Source organism: Pseudomonas sp. R43(2017) (assembly GCF_002112345.1).
GTDB lineage: Bacteria > Pseudomonadota > Gammaproteobacteria > Pseudomonadales > Pseudomonadaceae > Aquipseudomonas > Aquipseudomonas kribbensis.
Genome location: NZ_NEHJ01000012.1, coordinates 70,963 through 90,871 on the forward strand (window position 1 = coordinate 70,963; position 19,909 = coordinate 90,871).

General features: G+C 59.7%; 21 protein-coding genes. 12 read left to right on the forward strand and 9 right to left on the reverse strand.

The features are described 5' to 3' along the window. Window positions 1-58: 58 nt before the first annotated feature. Both CAG02_RS28595 and CAG02_RS28600 read left to right on the forward strand, forming a co-directional pair. Entirely contained in the window at window positions 59-1,123 is a 1,065-nt protein-coding gene (locus CAG02_RS28595) for a hypothetical protein (protein WP_085708659.1), read from the forward strand. An 18-nt stretch (window positions 1,124-1,141) separates the two neighbouring features. After that, a complete protein-coding gene (locus tag CAG02_RS28600; protein ID WP_085708658.1) occupies window positions 1,142-1,495 on the forward strand; it encodes a DUF1428 domain-containing protein in 354 nt (117 codons plus the stop codon). Window positions 1,496-1,510: 15 nt separating this feature from the next. Here the strand turns inward: CAG02_RS28600 and CAG02_RS28605 are convergent, their stop codons facing one another. Further along, window positions 1,511-1,705, reverse strand: coding sequence for a hypothetical protein (locus CAG02_RS28605; protein ID WP_007957125.1), 195 nt, complete (start codon window positions 1,703-1,705; stop codon window positions 1,511-1,513). 107 nt (window positions 1,706-1,812) lie between these two features. Here CAG02_RS28605 and thpR point away from each other — a divergent pair, with 107 nt between their 5' ends. Next, a complete protein-coding gene (gene thpR, locus CAG02_RS28610) occupies window positions 1,813-2,352 on the forward strand; it encodes an RNA 2',3'-cyclic phosphodiesterase (protein WP_085708657.1) in 540 nt (179 codons plus the stop codon). A gap of 252 nt (window positions 2,353-2,604) precedes the next feature. Here thpR and CAG02_RS28615 read toward each other — a convergent pair whose 3' ends face one another. The 5 genes from CAG02_RS28615 to CAG02_RS28635 form a co-directional block, all read right to left on the reverse strand. Further along, window positions 2,605-3,702, reverse strand: a complete 1,098-nt coding sequence (locus CAG02_RS28615) for a polyamine ABC transporter substrate-binding protein (RefSeq protein WP_085708656.1) — start codon at window positions 3,700-3,702, stop codon at window positions 2,605-2,607. Window positions 3,703-3,804: 102 nt separating this feature from the next. Next, window positions 3,805-4,689 carry an ABC transporter permease subunit gene (locus CAG02_RS28620; RefSeq protein ID WP_085708655.1) on the reverse strand — a complete coding sequence of 295 codons (885 nt, stop codon included), beginning with the start codon at window positions 4,687-4,689 and terminating at the stop codon, window positions 3,805-3,807. Continuing rightward, window positions 4,686-5,567: an ABC transporter permease subunit gene (locus CAG02_RS28625; RefSeq protein WP_371321054.1), complete on the reverse strand. Its 882-nt coding sequence runs from the start codon at window positions 5,565-5,567 to the stop codon at window positions 4,686-4,688. Before CAG02_RS28625 ends, CAG02_RS28620 begins: the two co-directional genes overlap by 4 nt. A 29-nt stretch (window positions 5,568-5,596) precedes the next feature. Then, window positions 5,597-6,739: a polyamine ABC transporter ATP-binding protein gene (gene potA, locus CAG02_RS28630; protein WP_007957110.1), complete on the reverse strand. Its 1,143-nt coding sequence runs from the start codon at window positions 6,737-6,739 to the stop codon at window positions 5,597-5,599. A gap of 219 nt (window positions 6,740-6,958) precedes the next feature. After that, window positions 6,959-7,720, reverse strand: coding sequence for a gamma-glutamyl-gamma-aminobutyrate hydrolase family protein (locus tag CAG02_RS28635; RefSeq protein WP_085708653.1), 762 nt, complete (start codon window positions 7,718-7,720; stop codon window positions 6,959-6,961). Between the two features lie 282 nt (window positions 7,721-8,002). On the opposite strand from CAG02_RS28635, the gene CAG02_RS28640 reads away from it, so the two are divergent. The 5 genes from CAG02_RS28640 to CAG02_RS28660 all read left to right on the forward strand — a co-directional run bounded on the left by CAG02_RS28640 (window position 8,003) and on the right by CAG02_RS28660 (window position 14,423). Further along, window positions 8,003-9,379 carry a glutamine synthetase family protein gene (locus CAG02_RS28640; RefSeq protein ID WP_085708652.1) on the forward strand — a complete coding sequence of 459 codons (1,377 nt, stop codon included), beginning with the start codon at window positions 8,003-8,005 and terminating at the stop codon, window positions 9,377-9,379. 78 nt (window positions 9,380-9,457) lie between these two features. Next, entirely contained in the window at window positions 9,458-10,948 is a 1,491-nt protein-coding gene (locus tag CAG02_RS28645) for an aldehyde dehydrogenase (RefSeq protein WP_085708651.1), read from the forward strand. Between the two features lie 52 nt (window positions 10,949-11,000). Beyond that, complete coding sequence (locus CAG02_RS28650) at window positions 11,001-12,284, forward strand: FAD-binding oxidoreductase (RefSeq protein WP_085686396.1); 1,284 nt, start codon at window positions 11,001-11,003, stop codon at window positions 12,282-12,284. 205 nt (window positions 12,285-12,489) lie between these two features. Next, window positions 12,490-13,038: a cupin domain-containing protein gene (locus CAG02_RS28655; RefSeq protein WP_011333561.1), complete on the forward strand. Its 549-nt coding sequence runs from the start codon at window positions 12,490-12,492 to the stop codon at window positions 13,036-13,038. 329 nt (window positions 13,039-13,367) lie between these two features. Further along, window positions 13,368-14,423 (forward strand): hypothetical protein, encoded by a 1,056-nt coding sequence (locus CAG02_RS28660; protein WP_139831825.1) that lies wholly within the window; start codon window positions 13,368-13,370, stop codon window positions 14,421-14,423. On the opposite strand, the gene CAG02_RS30360 is transcribed toward CAG02_RS28660, so the two are convergent. Both CAG02_RS30360 and CAG02_RS28670 read right to left on the reverse strand, forming a co-directional pair. Next, window positions 14,305-14,814 carry a DUF6384 family protein gene (locus CAG02_RS30360; RefSeq protein WP_371856524.1) on the reverse strand — a complete coding sequence of 170 codons (510 nt, stop codon included), beginning with the start codon at window positions 14,812-14,814 and terminating at the stop codon, window positions 14,305-14,307. The genes CAG02_RS28660 and CAG02_RS30360 overlap by 119 nt on opposite strands. A 52-nt stretch (window positions 14,815-14,866) precedes the next feature. Further along, window positions 14,867-15,250 (reverse strand): hypothetical protein, encoded by a 384-nt coding sequence (locus CAG02_RS28670; protein ID WP_256576949.1) that lies wholly within the window; start codon window positions 15,248-15,250, stop codon window positions 14,867-14,869. Between the two features lie 241 nt (window positions 15,251-15,491). On the opposite strand from CAG02_RS28670, the gene CAG02_RS28675 reads away from it, so the two are divergent. From CAG02_RS28675 to CAG02_RS28690, 4 genes are all read left to right on the forward strand, one after another. Further along, window positions 15,492-15,881 (forward strand): hypothetical protein, encoded by a 390-nt coding sequence (locus tag CAG02_RS28675; protein WP_085708647.1) that lies wholly within the window; start codon window positions 15,492-15,494, stop codon window positions 15,879-15,881. Between the two features lie 15 nt (window positions 15,882-15,896). Next, window positions 15,897-16,319 (forward strand): HD domain-containing protein, encoded by a 423-nt coding sequence (locus CAG02_RS28680; protein ID WP_085708646.1) that lies wholly within the window; start codon window positions 15,897-15,899, stop codon window positions 16,317-16,319. A 28-nt stretch (window positions 16,320-16,347) separates the two neighbouring features. Next, window positions 16,348-17,367 (forward strand): AbrB family transcriptional regulator, encoded by a 1,020-nt coding sequence (locus tag CAG02_RS28685; RefSeq protein ID WP_085708645.1) that lies wholly within the window; start codon window positions 16,348-16,350, stop codon window positions 17,365-17,367. A gap of 291 nt (window positions 17,368-17,658) precedes the next feature. Next, window positions 17,659-18,444: a DeoR/GlpR family DNA-binding transcription regulator gene (locus tag CAG02_RS28690; RefSeq protein WP_085708644.1), complete on the forward strand. Its 786-nt coding sequence runs from the start codon at window positions 17,659-17,661 to the stop codon at window positions 18,442-18,444. A 162-nt stretch (window positions 18,445-18,606) separates the two neighbouring features. Here the strand turns inward: CAG02_RS28690 and CAG02_RS28695 are convergent, their stop codons facing one another. After that, entirely contained in the window at window positions 18,607-19,890 is a 1,284-nt protein-coding gene (locus CAG02_RS28695; RefSeq protein ID WP_085708643.1) for an FAD-binding oxidoreductase, read from the reverse strand. Window positions 19,891-19,909 lie beyond the last annotated feature (19 nt).

The following is a 19,909-nucleotide window of genomic DNA, read 5'->3' on the forward strand; positions in this document are numbered from 1 at the left end:
CCACACCTATACTCAAGTCGTTACCTCCAGATCTGACCCACCAAAGGACACCACCACCGTGAACCTGCGTGCGCTGCTCGTCGCCGCACTGATGTTGCTGGCCGGTTGCGCGAGTTCGGCGCGGGGCCCGGCGAGCGCGCCGGCGGTGGTGGTTTCGCCGGCCACCTGGCAACAGATCGACCGGGATATCGTTGTGGCTTCCCGGCAGTCCACCGAACAGGTCAAGGCTTTTGCCCGCGGTTCGATGGAACATTGGCGCATTCGCGTCTACGAGCAAACTGAAGAAAAATTCATCCCGTGGTTCAGCAGCTACTGGACCCAGGAATGGCTGTCGATGAAGGTCAGCTGGTACACCCTCAGCGCCGGTGGCGAGCAGGACGCCTCATCCAAGCGTCTGGCTGCCTATTTGCTGGAGCAATATCAGGAGCGGGTGCTGGTGCCCGTGGCTCAGGAGATCGACCCGGACGCGATCCTCGCCCAGTCCACCGCGTTCTACGCGCAACTGATGGCGCAGCAGATGCCGGTCATTGCCCAGCGCTATGGCGTGCCCGTCGCCCAGCTCAACGGGCATTTGCAGAAAATCCCCGCCATCGCCCTTGGGCCGCCGCCGGCCCGGGATGCCTCGCTGTATCAGGTCGTCAGCACCGAGCCGTTGAACACCTTGCCGGCCTATGCCGCGCTGATCGACAAGATCCACACCGAAGGCGGGGCCAAGGGCATCGCCTCGACGGATGCCGGCATGGCCCCGGTGGCCAAGCGTGCCAGCCAGCGCATGGAGGCGGAGATGGCACCCCGGGGCGCGGCCAGCGCGGTTGCGGCGGCGGCCGGCAAACTCGTCGGCGGGGTGATCTCGGTCGGCGTGGCGGGCATCCGCGCCATCCTTCAGGCCAATGATCGCCCGGACAGCGAAGCGCTGATCCGCAGCAGCCTGGGCAACACGTTCGACAAGGCCTGGCTGAAACTGGTGCAAAACCCGACGACCGGCGTGATGGCCGGCACGCTGCACATGGCGGCGCAGGTCGAAGGCAATCTCGGGGGAGCAGAGGAACCGTCGGTCGGATTGGGCGCCACACCTGTCGAATGGCGGCCGCCTGAGTCGACTACTCAGCAGATCGATCCCTAAACCCGCAGGAGCACGACCATGGCTTACATCGATGTTTTTGTCGCACCCGTTCCGAATGCCAATCGCGAACAGTACAAAAAACACTGCGAAATCGCCGAGAAGTTGTTCAAGGAATACGGCGCCCTGGAGGTGGTTCAAGGCTGGGGCGATGACGTGCCGGACGGCAAGGTCACCTCATTTCCGATGGCGGTAAAACTCAAGGAAGGCGAAACCGTGTCGGCCGGTTGGCTGGTCTGGCCGGACAAGGCCACCCGCGACGCTGGCATGGGCAAAATGATGGAGGATCCGCGCATGCAGCCGGACGTCAATCCGATGCCGTTCGATGGGATGCGGATGATTTTCGGCGGCTTCAAGAACATTCTCGAGTCTTGAGGCACAACAGCCGGATCACTCCGCCGACGGGGTGATCCGGCAGCCTTTGCGGTTGCGAATCTGCTCGTCCGTCGGCCGCTCGCGCACGAATTCGAAACGCGGTTCTCCCTCGCTGTAGTGCACCAGCCAGCCCCATTCCAGTTCGCTCTCATCCTGTCCGGGATTCGGTGGTCGAGCCCACCAAGGTTCTTTACTGAGGATCTCGCGCATGACGTCCTCCGGTTGATGGCAATCGTTGAACTATAAACCCCAGGCCGAGAGTCGCCAGAAACGGGCGTGTAGAATCCAGGGATCTCGACGAACGAAGGAGCGTGGCCATGACGGACGAAACACGCGGGGATCAACCGTTCAAGCGGCTGTTCTTCGCCCTGGACTGCTCGCCGGCGCAGCGCAAGGCGATTGCCCAGTGGCGCAGCGAACTGGGTTTGCGCACCGGCAAACCGGTGCCGGCGGACAATTTTCATCTGACGTTGCTGTTTCTCGGCGCAGTGCCGTTGGCGCAGATTGGTGAAGTCTGTGAGGCGGCAGCGAAAGTGCGCACGCCGGGTGAGGCGCTGAAAATTTCGCTGGACCGGTTGCAGGTCTGGCGGCGCGCCGGGGTGTTGTCGCTGGCGCCGGAGCAGGCACCGCAGGGTTTGTTGCGACTGGTTTACGGACTGGAGCAGGCGATGCTGCCGTTCGGATTTGAAGAGGCGACGCGTGAGTACCGTCCACACCTGACGCTGGCCCGGGACTATCGCGCTCCGGAGCCGGAATCTGCGACGCCACCGGAGTTCTTCCTGCGGGCCGAACGCTTTGCGCTGTTCGAATCCCACAAGGGCCGTTATCGAATTGTTCAGGATTGGCCGCTGACCTGAGCCCACAAAAAAAGGCGCCCGAGGGCGCCTGAATTCACCTGAACCGAGGGAGGCCAGGTGAGGCCGTTCAGAGCGAGGGTGCAGCGGTGGTAAGGCGCTGCGTGAACGGAAAACATGAATTCTTTCTGTTGCACCACTGATCCACTGTGGGAGCGGGCTTGCTCGCGAAAGCGGTGTATCAGCCACAGATGCATCGATTGACCCGACGCATTCGCGAGCAAGCCCGCTCCCACATTTGGATTTGTAACCTGTTTACTTGCCGAGTTTTACGCGAGTCCAGCCCCGGGTCATGATCCGTTGCGTGGCAATCGGTTGATCCGGCACCGCGTACAGCGTGGCCATCACTTCCTGCGACGGGTACGAGCCCGGGTCGTTGCGGATCGCTTCGTCCACCAGTGGCGTGGCGGCGGCGTTGGCGTTGCTGTAGCCGTTGCTGTTGGTGATTTCGGCGATGATGTCCGGACGCATCAAAAAGTCCATGAACAGGTACGCGTTCTCGACGTTCGCCGCATCGCGGGGGATGGCGACCATGTCGTAGAAACTACCGGCACCTTCCTTCGGAATGCTGTAGTCGATCACCACGTTGTTGCCCGATTCCACCGCGCGGGCCTTGGCCTGCAGCACGTCACCGGAGTAACCGACCGCCACGCAGATGTTGCCGTTGGCCAGGTCCGAGATGTATTTCGACGAGTGGAAGTACGCCACGTTCGGGCGAATCTTCATGAACAGCGCCTCGGCTTCCTTGATGTGCGCGGTGTCCTTGTCGTTCACCGGGTAACCCAGATAGTGCAGGGCCGCCGGGATCATTTCGGTCGGCGAGTCGAGGAAACTGATGCCGCAAGCCTTGAGCTTCTCGGCGTTCTCCGGTTTGAACAGCAGGTCCCAGGAGTTGGTCGGCGCGTTCTTGCCGAGCACTTCCTTGACCTTGGCCGGGTTGAAACCGATGCCGATCGAGCCCCACATGTACGGGAACGCATGGGCGTTGCCCGGATCACTGGCGGAGGCGTTTTTCAGCAGCACCGGGTTGAGATTCTTCCAGTTCGGCAGCTTCGATTTGTCCAGGGTCTGATAGACCCCGGCCTTGATCTGCTTGGCCAGGAAACTGTTGGACGGCACCACGATGTCGTAGCCGGACTTGCCCGCGAGCAGACGCGCCTCGAGGGTTTCGTTGCTGTCGAACACATCGTAGGTCACGCGGATGCCGGTCTCGTCCTCGAACTTCTTGACGGTGTCCGGGGCGATGTAGTCCGACCAGTTGTAAACGCGCAGCACCTTGTCGTTGGCCTGGGCGCCCGTGGCGATTGCGCCCAATAAGGACAGTGTCAGCAGAGTCCTGCCAAACATTTTCATCGGTACAACTCCATTCTTTTTATTCAAAAGCTTTATTCAAAAACACAAAGCGGAATTTCAGTGAATCGGTGGCGGGGGAGAGGCTCCCGCGCCACCCGGTACTCAGGCTGTCGCTGCCACTCGTTGAGGTTGCGGTTGCTGCCACGATTCGTTGGCGGTCTGATCCATCGCTTCCTGAATCGCCCGCTTGCGGTTGGCTTCTGCCTTGCGGCCGAAGTACCAGACCAGGAAAGTCACCAGCGACACCGCCAGCAGAATCAGGCTGGCCACGGCGTTGATCTCGGGCTTCACGCCCAGACGCACGGCCGAGAACACTTCCATCGGCAGGGTCGTCGAACCCGGCCCCGACACGAAGCTCGCCAGCACCAGGTCATCCAGCGACAGGGCGAACGACATCATGCCGCCCGCTGCCAGCGACGGCGCGATCATCGGGATGGTGATCAGGAAAAACACCTTGAACGGTTTCGCGCCCAGATCCATCGCCGCTTCTTCGATCGACAGGTCCAGCTCACGCAAGCGGGCGGAGACTACCACCGCCACATAAGCGGCACAAAACGTGGTGTGGGCGATCCAGATCGTGACGATGCCACGCTCCTGCGGCCAGCCGATCAGTTGCGCCATCGCCACGAACAGCAGCAACAGCGACAGACCGGTAATCACCTCAGGCATCACCAGCGGCGCGGTGACCAGGCCACCGAACAGCGTACGACCCTTGAAGCGCGTCACGCGGGTCAGCACGAACGCGGCGAGGGTGCCCAGCGCCACTGCTGCGACAGCGGTGTAGCAGGCGATTTCCAGCGAACGCACCACCGAGCCCATCAGTTGGGTGTTGTCGAGCAGGCCGACGTACCATTTCACCGACCAGCCACCCCAGACCGTCACCAGTTTCGAGGCGTTGAACGAGTAGATCACCAGAATCAGCATCGGCAGATAGATGAACATCAGGCCGAAGATCAGCATGAACTTTGAAAATCCGAAGCGTTTCATCCCCGTCCCTCCATCTCTTTGGCCTGGCTGCGGTTGAACAGCAGGATCGGCACAATCAGGATCAACAGCATCACCACCGCCAGGGCGGACGCCACCGGCCAGTCGCGGTTATTGAAGAACTCTTGCCACAGCACGCGCCCGATCATCAGGGTCTCCGGGCCACCCAGCAGTTCCGGAATCACGAACTCGCCCACCACCGGAATGAACACCAGCATGCAGCCGGCGATGATGCCGTTCTTGGCCAGCGGCACGGTGATTTTCCAGAAGTTGTTGAAGTTGCTCGAACCCAGATCCTGCGCGGCTTCCAGCAGGCTGCCGTCGTGCTTCACCAGGTTGGCGTAGAGCGGCAGCACCATGAATGGCAGATAGGCATACACGACCCCAATGTAGACGGCGGTGTTGGTGTTGAGGATCTCGATCGGGTGATCGGTGAGCCCGGTCCACATCAGGAACGCATTGAGCAGACCGTTGTTGCTGAGGATGCCCATCCACGCGTAAACGCGGATCAGGATCGCGGTCCAGGTCGGCATCATGATCAACAGCAGCAGGACGTTTTGCGCTTCCTTGCTGGCCTTGGTGATCGCGTAAGCCATCGGGAAACCGATCACCAGGCACATCATCGTGCTCAGCGCCGCGACCTTCAGCGAACCGAGGTAGGCCGACAGGTACAGCTCGTCTTCGCCGAGCATGGTGTAGTTGCCGATGTTCAGGAACAGCTGGAATTTCTGTTCGGCGTAGGTGTAGATCTCCGAGTACGGCGGGATCGACAGCGCGGCTTCCGAGAAGCTGATCTTCATCACCAGAAAGAACGGCAGCATGAAGAACAGGAACAGCCAGATGAACGGGATGCCGATGACGAACTTTCGCCCGCTGGGCACCAGGCGCAGGAATTGCTGATTGAAGGTTCTCATGAGCGCAGTACCACGCCGCTGTCGTCTTCCCACCAGACGTAGACCTTGTCGTCCCAGGTCGGACGCGCGCCACGGCGTTCGGCGTTGGCCATGAACGACTGGACGATCTTGCCGCTCGGCAATTCGACGTAGAACACCGAGTGGCCGCCGAGGTAGGCGATGTCATGCACCTTGCCTTCGGACCAGTTGTAGCGGGTCTCCGGCTTGATCGTGCTGACCAGCATTTTTTCCGGGCGGATCGCGTAAGTGATCGACTTGTCCTGCACCGACGTGCTGACGCCATGACCGACGTAGATCTTTTGCTGCAAGTCCGGGCTGTGAATGATCGCGTGACCTTCGAGGTCCTCGACCACCGTGCCGTCGAAGGCGTTCACGTTGCCGATGAATTCGCAGACCATGCGGCTGACCGGGGCTTCATAGATGTCGACCGGGCTGCCGATCTGGGCGATCCAGCCCAGGTGCATGATCGCGATGCGTTCGGCCATGGTCATGGCCTCTTCCTGGTCGTGGGTCACCATCACGCAGGTCACGCCGACGCGTTCGATGATTTCCACCAGCTCAAGCTGCATTTGCGAACGCAGCTTTTTATCCAGTGCGCCCATCGGTTCGTCGAGCAGCAACAGCTTCGGACGCTTGGCCAGGGAGCGGGCGAGGGCCACGCGCTGACGCTGGCCGCCGGACAGTTGATGCGGGCGGCGCTTGGCGTATTGGGTCATGTGGACGAGGCGCAGCATCTCTTCGACGCGGGCGTCGATTTCGCTGGCCGGCAAACGGTCCTGCTTGAGGCCGAAGGCGATGTTCTGCGCGACCGTCATGTGCGGGAACAGGGCGTAGGACTGGAACATCATGTTGATCGGCCGCTCGTATGGCGGCATGTCGGTGATGTCGACACCGTCGAGCAGAATGCGTCCTTCAGTCGGCCGTTCGAAACCGGCGAGCATGCGCAGCAGGGTCGATTTGCCCGAGCCGGAGCCGCCGAGCAGGGCGAAGATTTCGCCCTGATGGATCTCCAGGGACACGTCGTCCACAGCGGTGGTTTCGTCGAACTTCTTGGTGACTCGATCGACTTTCACCAGAACCTTTTTCGGTTGCTGATGACCTTCAAGAGCCTTCCTGTAAGTGCTGGAGGCGTTTGCCATGTGAAACTCCCAACAGGTTTCAGTCGCCGGGCCAACGCGGCCTGGCTTAAGAGTGGATTGCAGACCCGCACCGTGCGGGTTGTTCGGCGCCGCCGTCCTGGCTGCCGGGTGGTGCTTTTTGTTTTCGCGGTGTGTTGCTGATCGCGGATGACGGATGCGCAAGCGCGCAGCCGCCGACCCCGCGGGGGCAGTAAATGGTTTTGCAATCGTTGGGTGGCGTCAGCGCTGGTTGCGTCGCGCCGCACGCTGGCGGCAAGCCTCGCCGAACGCCTGGAAAATCCGCAGGTAGTTCGGGTTGTCCAGCACCTGCCATTCCGGGTGCCATTGCACGCCGAGGGCGAAGGTCGGGCTGTGCTCCACCGAGACCGCCTCGATCAGGCCGTCCGGCGCCACGGCTTCGGCGCGCAGGCCGGGAGCGAGGCGGTCGATGCCCTGACTGTGAATCGAGTTGACCTGGAATTCACCCGGCAGCTCCAGCGCTTCGAACACGCCACCGGGCAACACCGACACGGCATGGGCCGGGGCGTATTGCACGGCGACATCCGGGCTGTCGGCTTCGCGGTGATCGAGCATGCCCGGCAGCTCATGCACCTTCTGGTGCAGGCTGCCGCCGAACGCCACGTTCATTTCCTGGAAACCCCGGCAGATGCCGAGTACCGGAACGCCCGCCGCGATGGCTGCACGCAATAGAGGAAGGGTAGTGGCGTCCCGCGCCGGATCGTGATCCGTGCCGGGAGTGCTGGCCGGGCCCTGATAGTGGAAAGGTTCCACGTTGGACGGCGAGCCGGTCAGCAACAGACCGTCGAGCTGACCCAGCAGGTCTTCGATTTCAGTCAGTTTGCCAAGGGAAGGAATGACGACGGGCAACCCCAGCGCCGCAACGCTGACAGCGCGAACGTACTTGTCGCCGCTGATGTGATAGGGGTGCAGGCCAATCTGTTTGACGCACGCAGTAACGCCGATCAATGGCTTGAATGCCATTTTTATTCACCTCGAAGTTTGACACTTGAACGAGCTTTTCCGGAGCTTAGCCTCGTTGATTTTAATTAACAACTCCCATGTAAAAAATTCTAAACGCCGTTCATCAAATCTTCATCAAGACCGGGGCTCTGGCGCCTGCGTTGGCACGAGAGTGTTAAAAAAAGCCCGAAAAATAAACGCTGAACGGCCATGTGTTCGCTATTGACTTCACTTTGCCGTTCGGGTTGACTGGCTCCGCGAAACAGCAGTGAACATAATAATTAACAGCTAAATAGGTGCATCATGTCGGTCCCTCTGCGTGCCGTTCAACTCAACGAAGCAAACGCATTCCTTAAGAAACATCCTGAGGTTTTGTACGTCGACCTTCTGATTGCAGACATGAACGGTGTGGTGCGCGGCAAGCGCATCGAGCGCACCAGTCTTCATAAGGTGTACGAAAAAGGCATCAACCTGCCGGCCTCGCTTTTCGCCCTCGACATCAATGGCTCCACGGTGGAAAGCACCGGCCTGGGCCTGGACATCGGCGACGCTGACCGTATCTGCTACCCGATCCCGGGCACCCTGAGCATCGAGCCCTGGCAGAAGCGTCCGACCGCTCAACTGCTGATGACCATGCACGAACTGGAAGGCGAGCCGTTCTTCGCCGACCCCCGTGAAGTGCTGGCCAACGTGGTGCGCAAATTCGACGAACTGGGCCTGACCATCTGCGCCGCGTTCGAACTCGAGTTCTACCTGATCGACCAGGACAACGTGAACGGCCGTCCGCAATCGCCACGTTCGCCGGTTTCGGGCAAGCGTCCGGTGTCGACTCAGGTTTATCTGATCGACGACCTCGACGAATACGTCGACTGCCTGCAAGACATCCTCGAAGGCGCGAAAGAGCAGGGCATTCCTGCCGACGCCATCGTCAAGGAAAGCGCCCCGGCGCAGTTCGAAGTCAACCTGCACCATGTTTCCGATCCTGTTAAGGCGTGCGACTACGCCGTCCTGCTCAAGCGTCTGGTGAAGAACATCGCCTACGACCACGAAATGGACACCACCTTCATGGCCAAGCCGTATCCGGGCCAGGCGGGCAACGGTCTGCACGTGCACATTTCGATTCTGGACAAGGAAGGCAACAACATCTTCGCCAGCGAGGATCCCGAGCAGAACGCCGCGCTGCGCCACGCGATCGGCGGTGTGCTGGAGACCCTGCCTGCGCAAATGGCTTTCCTGTGCCCGAACGTCAACTCGTACCGCCGCTTCGGCGCACAGTTCTACGTGCCAAACTCGCCGAGCTGGGGCATCGACAACCGCACCGTGGCCGTCCGCGTGCCGACCGGATCGGCAGACGCCGTGCGCATCGAGCACCGTGTCGCCGGTGCCGACGCCAACCCGTATCTGCTGATGGCTTCGGTGCTGGCCGGTATTCACCACGGCCTGACCAACCAGATCGAGCCGGGCGCCCCGGTCGAAGGCAACAGCTACGAGCAGAACGAACAAAGCCTGCCGAACAACCTGCGCGACGCCCTGCGTGAGCTGGACGACAGCGAAGTCATGGCCCGCTACATCGACCCGATGTACATCGACGTGTTCGTCGCGTGCAAGGAAAGCGAGCTGGCCGAGTTCGAAAACTCGATCTCTGACCTTGAGTACAACTGGTATCTGCATACCGTCTGACGCTCGAGCGCCTACCTCGCAAGCACCGCCGCTCCCATGTGAGCGGCGGTCACCTCTTTCTCTGTGTGAGTCACCCCCATGACCATGACCCGCAACGACTGGGAACAACGCTTCCAGTCCCTGACCCTCGAATCCCGCGTCTTCATCAACGGCGAATACCGCCCGGCCATCAGCGGCGACACTTTCGAATGCCTGAGCCCCGTCGATGGCCGTTTCCTGGCCTCCGTCGCCAGCACCGATGAAGCCGACGCCAACCTCGCCGTCGAAGTCGCGCGCCAATCCTTCAATTCCGGCGTGTGGGCCAACAAGGCCCCCGCCGAGCGCAAGCGCATCCTGATCCGCTTCGCCGATCTGATCCTGCAACACCAGGAAGAACTGGCGCTGCTCGAAACCCTCGACATGGGCAAACCGATCAGCGACTCGATGAGCATCGACATCCCGGCGACCGCCAACGCGATTCGCTGGAGCGCCGAGGCCATCGACAAGATCTACGACGAAGTCGCCGCCACCCCGCACGATCAACTGGGTTTGGTGACTCGCGAGCCGTCCGGCGTAGTCGCGGCCATCGTGCCGTGGAACTTCCCGCTGATCATGGCCAGCTGGAAATTCGCCCCGGCGCTGGCGGCGGGTAACTCGTTCATCCTCAAGCCTTCGGAAAAATCCCCGCTGACCGCGATCCGCATCGCGCAGCTCGCACTGGACGCCGGTATTCCGAAAGGCGTGTTCAACGTCCTGCCAGGCTTCGGCCACACCGTCGGCAAGGCGCTGGCGCTGCACATGGACGTCGACGTGCTGGCCTTCACCGGCTCCACGGCGATTGCCAAGCAGCTGATGATTTATGCCGGCCAAAGCAACATGAAACGCGTCTGGCTCGAAGCAGGGGGCAAGAGCCCGAACGTGGTGTTTGCCGACGCACCGGACTTGCGCGCGGCAGCACAAGCGGCGGCCGGCGCCATTGCGTTCAACCAGGGCGAAGTCTGCACCGCCGGCTCGCGTCTGCTGGTGGAGCGTTCGATCCGCGAACAATTCATCCCGCTGCTGGTGGAAGCGCTGCAAGCGTGGAAACCGGGTCATGCCCTCGACCCGGCGACCACCGTCGGCGCCGTGGTCGATCAGCGGCAACTGGACAACGTGCTGCGCTACATCAGCATCGGCCGGGAGCAGGGCGCCGAGCTGATCGCTGGCGGCCGCCGTACCCTCGAAGAAACCGGCGGCACCTACATCGAACCGACGATTTTCGACGGCGTGACCAACGCGATGACCATCGCCAAGGAAGAAATCTTCGGCCCGGTGCTGTCATTGATCACCTTTGACACCGTTGAAGAGGCGTTGCAGATCGCCAACGACAGCATCTTCGGCCTCGCCGCCGGGGTCTGGACCAGCAACCTGAGCAAGGCCCACACCTTCGCCCGTGGCCTGCGCGCCGGCAGCGTGTGGGTCAACCAGTACGACGGCGGCGACATGACCGCGCCGTTCGGTGGCTTCAAGCAGTCGGGCAATGGTCGCGACAAATCGCTGCACGCGTTCGACAAGTACACCGAGCTGAAAGCGACCTGGATCAAGCTCTGACTCTTTTACAGCGGTGGTCGCCTGCAACCGGCGACCCTCGGAGAATAAAAAAATGAAACAACAACACGTGAACAGCTACTACGCCGCCACCCGCAACGAAGTGATCGATTTCCCGGTCCTCGAAGAATCGGTGGAGTGCGATGTCTGCATCATCGGCGCCGGCTACACCGGCCTGTCCTCGGCGCTGTTCCTGAGCGAAGCCGGCTACAAGGTGACGGTGCTGGAAGCGGCGAAAGTCGGCTACGGCGCCAGCGGTCGCAACGGCGGTCAACTGGTCAACTCCTACAGCCGCGACGTCGACGTGATCGAAGAGCGCTACGGCGACAAGACCGCGGAAATCCTCGGCAGCATGATCTTCGAAGGCGCCGACATCATCCGTTCGCGCATCAAGGAATACGACATCAAGTGCGACTACCGCCCGGGCGGCATTTTCGCAGCGATGAACAACAAGCAGCTCAAGGGCCTCGCCGAGCAAAAGCGCAGCTGGGAACGTTACGGCAATAAAAACCTGAAGATGCTCGACGCTGCGGACATCCGCCGCGAAGTCGGTTCCGACGCCTACGTCGGCGGCCTGCTGGACATGCAGGGCGGGCACATCCATCCGCTGAACCTGGCCCTCGGTGAAGCTGCGGCCATCGTGCGTCTGGGCGGCAAGATCTACGAGCAGTCCGCTGCGGTGGAAATCAAGTACGGCGAGCCCAACGTCGTGCGCACCGCCAAAGGCCAGGTCCGCGCCAAGTACCTGCTGATCGCCGGCAACGCCTACCTGCCGCAAGGTCTCGACAACCGCGTGACGGCCAAGAGCATGCCGTGCGGCTCGCAGATCTGCGTCACCGAACCGCTGACCGAAAAGCAGGCCCGCAGCCTGATCACCAACAATTACTGCGTCGAAGACTGCAACTACCTGCTCGACTACTACCGCCTCACCGCCGACAACCGTCTGCTCTACGGCGGCGGCGTGGTCTACGGCGCCCGTGAACCGGACGACATCGAAACCCTGATCCGCCCGAAGATCCTCAAGACCTTCCCGCAGCTCAAGGACGTGAAAATCGACTACCGCTGGACCGGCAACTTCCTGCTGACCATGTCCCGCATGCCGCAATTCGGCCGCATCGAGAAAAACGCCTACTACATGCAGGGCTACAGCGGCCATGGCGTCACCTGCTCGCACCTGGCCGGCAAACTGATCTCGGAAATGATCCGTGGCGACGCCGAACGCTTCGACGCTTTCGCCTCGCTGCCACACATGCCGATGATCGGCGGCCGCACCTTCTCGGCCCCGCTGACCGCCCTTGGCGCGGTGTATTACTCGCTGCGCGACCGTTTCGGCATCTGATTTACCTCCCCGGCGGCGCCCCCGAAAAGGGCGCTGCCGGCTTTTTCATGTGCCGTCCATCGAACCTGCTGAGCAACACCGACAAACGTGATTTAATAGCCGCCTTTCACGGTTCCGGGACACGGGAGCAACGTGATCCGCGCGCCTTGCGCGGCACCCGCCACCCACCCCCATTACCCTTAAGTCGTTCTCACATAAGGCTGTCATGGATACGGGTTCTCGACTCAAACTAGTACGCGAAAGCTACAAACTCTCCCAGCGCGAGCTGGCCCGGCGTAGCGGCGTGACCAATGCCACCATCTCCCTGATCGAACAGAATCGTGTCAGTCCTTCCGTCAGCTCACTGAAAAAGCTGCTCGAAGGCATCCCGATGTCCCTGGCCGACTTCTTCACCTTCGACCAGCCGCCCCGCGAACACCAATACGTCTTCCGCGCCAACGAACAACCCGACCTCGGCCGCCACGGCCTGCGCCTGCTGCTGATCGGCGCCTCGGTCCCCAGCCGCCAGATGCGCCTGCTGCGCGAGCAATACGCGCCGGGCGCGAGTTCCGGGGAAGAGCCGATCGTTCACGCGGAAGGCGAGGAGTGCGGGTTGGTGACCCGTGGCACCGTGGAGTTGACGGTGGACGGGCAGGTGAGCGTGTTGAGTGCGGGGGACGGGTATTACTTCCCGACGACGCTGCCGCACAAGTTCCGGAATATCGGGGCGGATGAGGCGGAGATTATCAGTGCGAATACGCCAGCGAATTTCTGAGTCTGATTTTTCGTAGCGCTTTCGAGTGATCTATAAAAAACCGCAGAAGTGCGGTTTTTTTGTGCCTGATTTTCAGTACCCCGTTTCGGTTCATGTGATAAATTTGGCGATGTCCATATGCCATCATTTAGGGCGAGAGCGAAGATAATCGCTAAGGCTCGCGATAAAGGCGCGTGATTTATTGCCCTCGTTGCTGCGGCTTCCACCTGTAAGGTCTTGAGAAAGTGGACGTGGCGATTGATTGAAATGAAAGCGACGAAAACCTTCTTCACGGGTTTTCGGATTGTTGAGCCAATGGGTTTTGATTGAATTTGTAATTGGGGTGAGTCTTGCTTGGGAAAATTGCTGGTTTGTTAGGGATCGTGAGTAAAGACAGATCAACTCCAGCTGTCATACTTAATACAAGGCGACTCAATCGTTTCTCGAAAGGTTTGTTGTGTTTTTCTTTTTTTCTGACGTTGATGGCCTATTCGCTCTGGATTTATCCAGTATTTGAAGAAGTCGATATCACAAACTCGGCAGTGGTGGGTGTTGTGACCTCGAAGGAGTATCAATCGATCACGAATGGGCAGTTTGAAAAGCTCGCTTCTTATAATGAAGGGTTTTTAAGTGAGAATGATTTTGTAAGGTATGACCTTCATGGGGTTCAGGGTTTTAGAGGTGTGGTTGTAAAGTTTGACCTTAATCTTGTTCCTGTGTCGGGAGAAAGGTCTGGAGGAGGGCATAAATACAAGTATGAGAGTGTTTACAGGTTGAGTTTGAACTTCGTTCACCTGGTTGTGTTTTTGATCATTGAAGCCTGTATTTTGTTGTTTGGCTGGTATTTTCTTCTTTGGAAGCCGCCTGCGGCGCAGATTGAGTTTGAAGAAGATGTGTTAAGGAACTTCTTTGCTTTTGAAACGGGTGAAAACGCCTCCAGCAACTTGAGCGTGGAAGATCGTGTAGAGTTGCTTCTTCGGAAATTTCATCGTTTCGCGAAAGACTTGAGTGTACGCAAGCGTAATCGTCCGGCACTTCTGGTGGAGGATGAGTACGATGTTCAGTATCTGGTTTTCGCATTGTTGAGAATGTATTTTTCAAATGTCAAATCAGAGGACATCGCGCCAAACGTCCTGGGTGGAGGGTCAAGGGTGGACTTCTCGATTCCCGATGAGGAACTGGTGGTGGAAGTCAAAATGGCACGAGCGAATATGACTGATCGCTCACTTGGTGATGAGTTGATTCTGGATATCGCCAGGTATCAGTCGCACACGGCGTGCAAGACAATTATATTTTTTGTATATGATCCGGGCGGTCATATAAGAAATCCGGCTGCCTTGAAAAAGGAGTTTTGCGCGGCTTCGGATAAGTTGAAAGTCCTTGTCGTGTTTGCTCCCGATTACTAAGTCTGCTTTGTAAGACAGAAAAGGTGACAGATTTATTTATGTGGATTGGCGGCGTCTCGAGGATCAAGCGCCGGGCAAAGAATTGATGCACACCCTGTTCGATCAGGTCGTCGTCCACGGGCAGGTCCTGGCTCAAGTAATAGGCACGGATGCGCTCGGCGATTTCTGCGCGACGGCGGGGCAGGTCGAGGTGCTCCTGGACCTGTTTGCGCTGATGGCGCAACTCATCGACCAAGGCCATTGCGCCCATCTGTTCGGAGAGTGGAATACTGCTCATCGGTGTCCTTTCCAGGTTGAGGCGTGATGCGAGCCAGGCATGGCAGAGGGGAGTGTACCGGGCGGTCAATCCCGAGTGCCCGCCTCGTGCCAGAGGCAGGCAAACATCATTCATGAGATGACCGGACCGGAATGACGCTTGATGGCTGCGACGTCAGCCGCGCCCATCAGCCATTGGTCGTGGCTCTGCAGTCTCTGCGCATGTCATCGTTTTTGATGTTCTGGCAGCCACCCCGGCCTTGTTGTGCCCTGCACAAGTTACGCAGGTCATCGTCGTGAATGTTCGTGCAGCTGTCGATGCCTCTCTTGCCTTTGCAGAGGTTGCGCTGATCATCGTCGCGGATATTCCCACAGCTATCGCTGCCTTCGGCTTCGGATTTGCAGGCGTTGCGCATGTCATCATTTTTGATGTTCTGGCAGCCGCCCCAGCCTTCCTTGGCCTTGCAATAGTTGCGTTGGTCATCGTCTTTGATGTTTTCACAACCGGCGTGTGCATAGCCGCTCAACATCAATAACATCACGAGAATCAGTCTCATCGGGGTTACTTCCATGATTGTCAGGAAACAGCCTGACGCTGAGTGATGCCGTATGCCTGAAGACAAACGGCGATATCGCATTGACATCATTTTAAAGAAAAGTTCATGGACGGCCTATTCGCGGTGAGGAAAATTTAAAGCGTGTCCGGATATTGATTGCCGCGATTCAGTTGATTTTTGATTTGCCATGACTGGGTGAATCCGTGATGGTATGCATGAAACAGTTTGTAACGCCTCGCCACGGACGGAACCGCGCATGATTCAGATCGGCCATCGCAACAACGCCCCCACGCCGCAACACAAAACCCAGGACATCTACATCTTCAGCATCGACCTGTCCCGACCGGCGACGCCGTTCTGTTTCGAGCAATCGATTGGCGGCGGCCATGTCGAGCAGGGTGGCGCGCGGTGGCTGGCGCTGGATGAGCTGGATGGCTGGCCCGGGGAGTGGCGCGAGCATTTGAAGAAGGCCAATTGCGCCTGGGTGGCCGAGTTGCTGGACGCGCATCCGGGGGAGAGTCAGGCTGATCTGGTTTCGCTGATTCTTCAGCGCTACGCCGAGCCGGCGCAGCCGACCGGGCGTTTGCAGGCGATCGGGCGCTGGTTCAAACGTCATTTCTATATTGGCGGCCGGTATGGCGTCTGACCCGAGGAAACGCCCATGACTCAGACTCTGGAACGCGCCATTGCCATTGCCGCCACGGCCCACGCCGGGCAGGTGGACAAGGGTGGTGCGCCGTACATTTTGCATCCGCTGAAAGTCATGCTGCGCATGAGCAGCCTGGAAGAACGCATCGTCGCGGTGCTGCACGATGTGGTCGAGGATTGCGGCATCAGCCTGGATGATTTGCGCAAGGAAGGCTTCAGCGAAGAAGTGCTGTCAGCCATCGAGTCGGTGACCAAGGTGCCGGGCGAATCCTACGAGGACTTCGTCGAGCGCGCCGCGCAGAACCCGATCGGGCGGGTGGTGAAACTGGCGGATCTGGAAGAGAACAGCGACCTGTCGCGGATTGCCTCGCCGAGTTGGGAGGATCTGGAGCGGATCGAAAAATATCGGCGGGCGATTGGACGGCTGCGCGCGTAACTCAAATTGAATAGCCAGGAAGGCGACCATGAAATCCATTTTGTGTTTGTTAATTGCTGCCGGATTCGGCGCGCTGTTGCAGTTCGAGGGCGTGCCCCACGGGTTGCTGCTGGGCTCGATCCTTGTCGCCGCTCTTGCCGCTACCAAATTCAGTTTTGCACCCAGGACCCCTTATGGCTTGGGTTACATCCAGGTCACTCTCGGCATCGCCACAGGCTTGATGTTCGAGGCCTGGGACAGTGCGACCGTCTCGACGATGTTGCCAAGCCTCGGCCTGTTGCTGCTGTGCCTGACAGTACAAGTGGCGCTGTCCGCCTGGTGGCTGGCGCGCGGGGCAGGGTGGAATCGCACCGATGCCTTGCTGGCGGTGTATCCGGGGGCGTTGGCGGCGGTGTTTGATTTGCTGGAATCGCATCAGGCCTCGAGCAAAGTCATCATCGTGCACCTGATGCGTTTGCTGCTGATCACGGTGCTGGTGAGTTTGCTGATTCCCGGACAGGCACCGGTCGCGGTGGCCGAGGTCGATCCGCTGTCCACGGGCATGGCGTTGACCGTGTTCTCGCTGATTGTTTCGAGCATTGTGGTCGGGCGATTGCTGCTGGCGATTGGCGTGCCGGCGCCGTTCATGTTGACCGCAATCATCCTCACCGCCGTGTTCCTGAAATCAGGATGGCTGCACGGCTTTCACATGCCGGACTGGAGCCTGAATCTGGCGGCGTTGATTCTCGGTGTGCGGATCGGCTCACGCTTCCAGGGCCTTGGGCTCGCGGAACTGGGACGTCATGGCCGCACGGCACTGGTGTCGGTGGGTTTGATGATCCTGATCGCGGCGGGGTTTGTCGAAGTGGCGGCGCGGTTGCTGGGCAGTGATGCGTTGTCGCTGTGGCTGGCCTACATGCCGGGAGCAATCGAGACCATTGCCATCGTGGCGTTTGGTGGCGGGTTGAACGTGGTGTTTATCCTGACTCACCATCTGGTGCGGATGGTGCTGCTGCACTTTGCGCCGGCGTTGTTGGTGCAGGTGCGTCGGGCGCGGGAAGAGGTTTGATAGTTTGTGCTCCCGAACCTGCTGTGCGGGAGCGTGCCACTGAATCACGCGTGTCCGAGGGCAATCGCAAACGACACTACGATCATGCACGCAAACGCAAAATTGAGATTCATGAGCTGTTCATCCTGAGCCTTATTGAAGTGGTGCCATTGTGAACAGGCTGAAAGCAAAGAAAAAATTCGGCTTCATGATTTCAAAGATCGAAACAATTGATATCAGCCGGTTTGTGTTTGGCAGATGCATTGGTTAGGCTCGCCAAACCTGCAACTACAAGCACAAACAGGCAAAACCATGCACGATCATTCCGCTTCCGAGCTTCCCTCCCTGCGTCGGCAGAAAATCCTGCTGATCCTCGAACGTGACGGCAAGGTCATGGCCTCCGAACTGAGCCAGCATTTTGCGGTGTCCGAAGACACCATCCGCCGGGATCTGGCGGAACTGGACAATGCCGGGCTGGTGCAGCGAGTGCACGGCGGGGCGTTGCCGCGACCGAAGGATACCGGCAAGGATTATTTCACGCGGATCAGTGAAACCGACGAGGTGAAAACCAGCCTTGCGCAGCTCGCGGCGGGGCGAGTGAAGGACGGTCAGATCGTGCTGTTCGATTCCGGCACCACCACGCTGCAGATCGCCCGTTCGTTGCCCTCGGATATTTCGATCACCGCCGTGACCACGTCACCGATGACGGCGATCACCCTGGCCGAATACAAGGGGATCAAGGTGATTCTGGCGGGCGGGCAACTGAATCTGGCGACGATGTCAGTCAGCGGTCACGAGACCGTGCGACTGCTGCAAAGCATCAAGGCTGACCTGTTGTTTACCGGAGTGTGTGCGATTCATCCGGAGGTGGGGTTGAGTTCGCTGTATTTCGATGAAGTGCCGGTGAAGCAGGCGTTGTTCGACAGTGCGGCGCAGGTGATTGCCGTGACCACGGCGGACAAGCTGGGGGCGGTGGAGCCGTTTGTGGTGGCGCCGTGCAGCCGGGTGCATACGTTGATTACCGAGCGGCATCTGGCATCGGGCAGTGCCGAGGATTATCGGCGGTTGGGGATTGAGGTTGAACAGCTGCAGGATTGAGGGCTTGTGGTGAGGCTGATGGCCCCATCGCTGGCAAGCCAGCTCCCACAAAGTCCGCCATGTACGCGATATCTATGTACAACTCCGAACCTGTGGGAGCTGGCTTGCCAGCGATGAGGCCAGTCGACTCAATGCATAAACCGGCATGCAGTCAAAAGGCGATCAGCGCAGTTTTTCCAGCATCTGGTAGTACCACATGCCAGCGGCCAACATCGGATTCCCCAGCAGATCCCCCATCGGCACGCGAATGTGCGAGCACGCGGCGAACGTGTCGAACTGCTGCATCTGCCCGGTGATCGCCCGGCTCATGATTTCGCCCATGATGTGGGTCGTGGCGATGCCATGGCCGGAGTAGCCCTGGCAATACCAGACGTTGTCCGAGAGCTTGCCCAGTTGCGGGATGCGGTTGATGACGATGCCCATCGCGCAGCTCCACTGGTAATCGATTTTCACCCCCTTGAGCGCCGGGAAGGTCTGTTCGATGCACGGCCGCAGTTCGCCGGCGATGTCCCGTGAGTCCTTGCCGCTGTAGTTGGCGCCACCGCCGAACAGCAGGCGGCCGTCGGCGGTGAGGCGGTAGTAGTCGAGGACGAAGCGGCAGTCGTAAACGGCGAGGTCTTCGGGGTTGATCTGCCGGGCCAGATCCCCCAGCGGTTCGGTGGTGACGATGCCGCCCATGGCCGGGAAGATCTTGCCCTTGAGCTGGCCCGGCTCGAGCTTGTGGTAGACGTCGCCGGCCAGCAGCACCTGGTTGGCGTCGATCTGGCCGTGGGCCGTGCGTACGCCCGGGCTATGGCCGTGGATGATCTCCAGCACTTCACTGTTTTCGAAGATCAGCGCACCGAGGCTTTCCGCCGCCCGCGCCTCGCCGATGCACAGGTTGAGCGGGTGCAGGTGCATGTTGCGAGTGTTTTTGATTGCGCCGTGATAGAGGTCGCTTTGCAGCAGATCGCGCACCTGGCTGCGGTCGAGCAGGCTGACTTCATCACCCATGCCGCGACGCACGGCTTCGTCGTAGTCGCTGCGCAAACCAGCCATGTGGCTCGGCTTGTAGGCCGCGTGCAAGTGGCCGTGTTTCAGGTCGCACTCGATGCCGTATTTTTCGACGCGCTGCTTGATGATTTCGTGGCCGCGCCAGCGCAGGTGCCAGATGAAATCGTCGACCTCATCGCCCAATGTATTGCGCATCTGTTTGCGCATCGCGCCGTCGCCGGACAAACTGCCGGTCACCTGTCCGCCATTGCGCCCGGTGGCGCCCCAGCCGATCTTGTGGCTTTCGACGATGGCGACTTTCAGGCCTTTTTCGGCCAGTTCGACGGCGGTGGCGACGCCGGTGAAACCGCCGCCGATGATCACCACATCGACCTTGTGCCGGCCTTGCAGGGACGGGTAGTCGGTGTCGCGGTTGAGGGTCGCGGTGTAGTAGGAGTTGCTGCGTTGAGTCATGTTGGTATCCAAGGCAAAA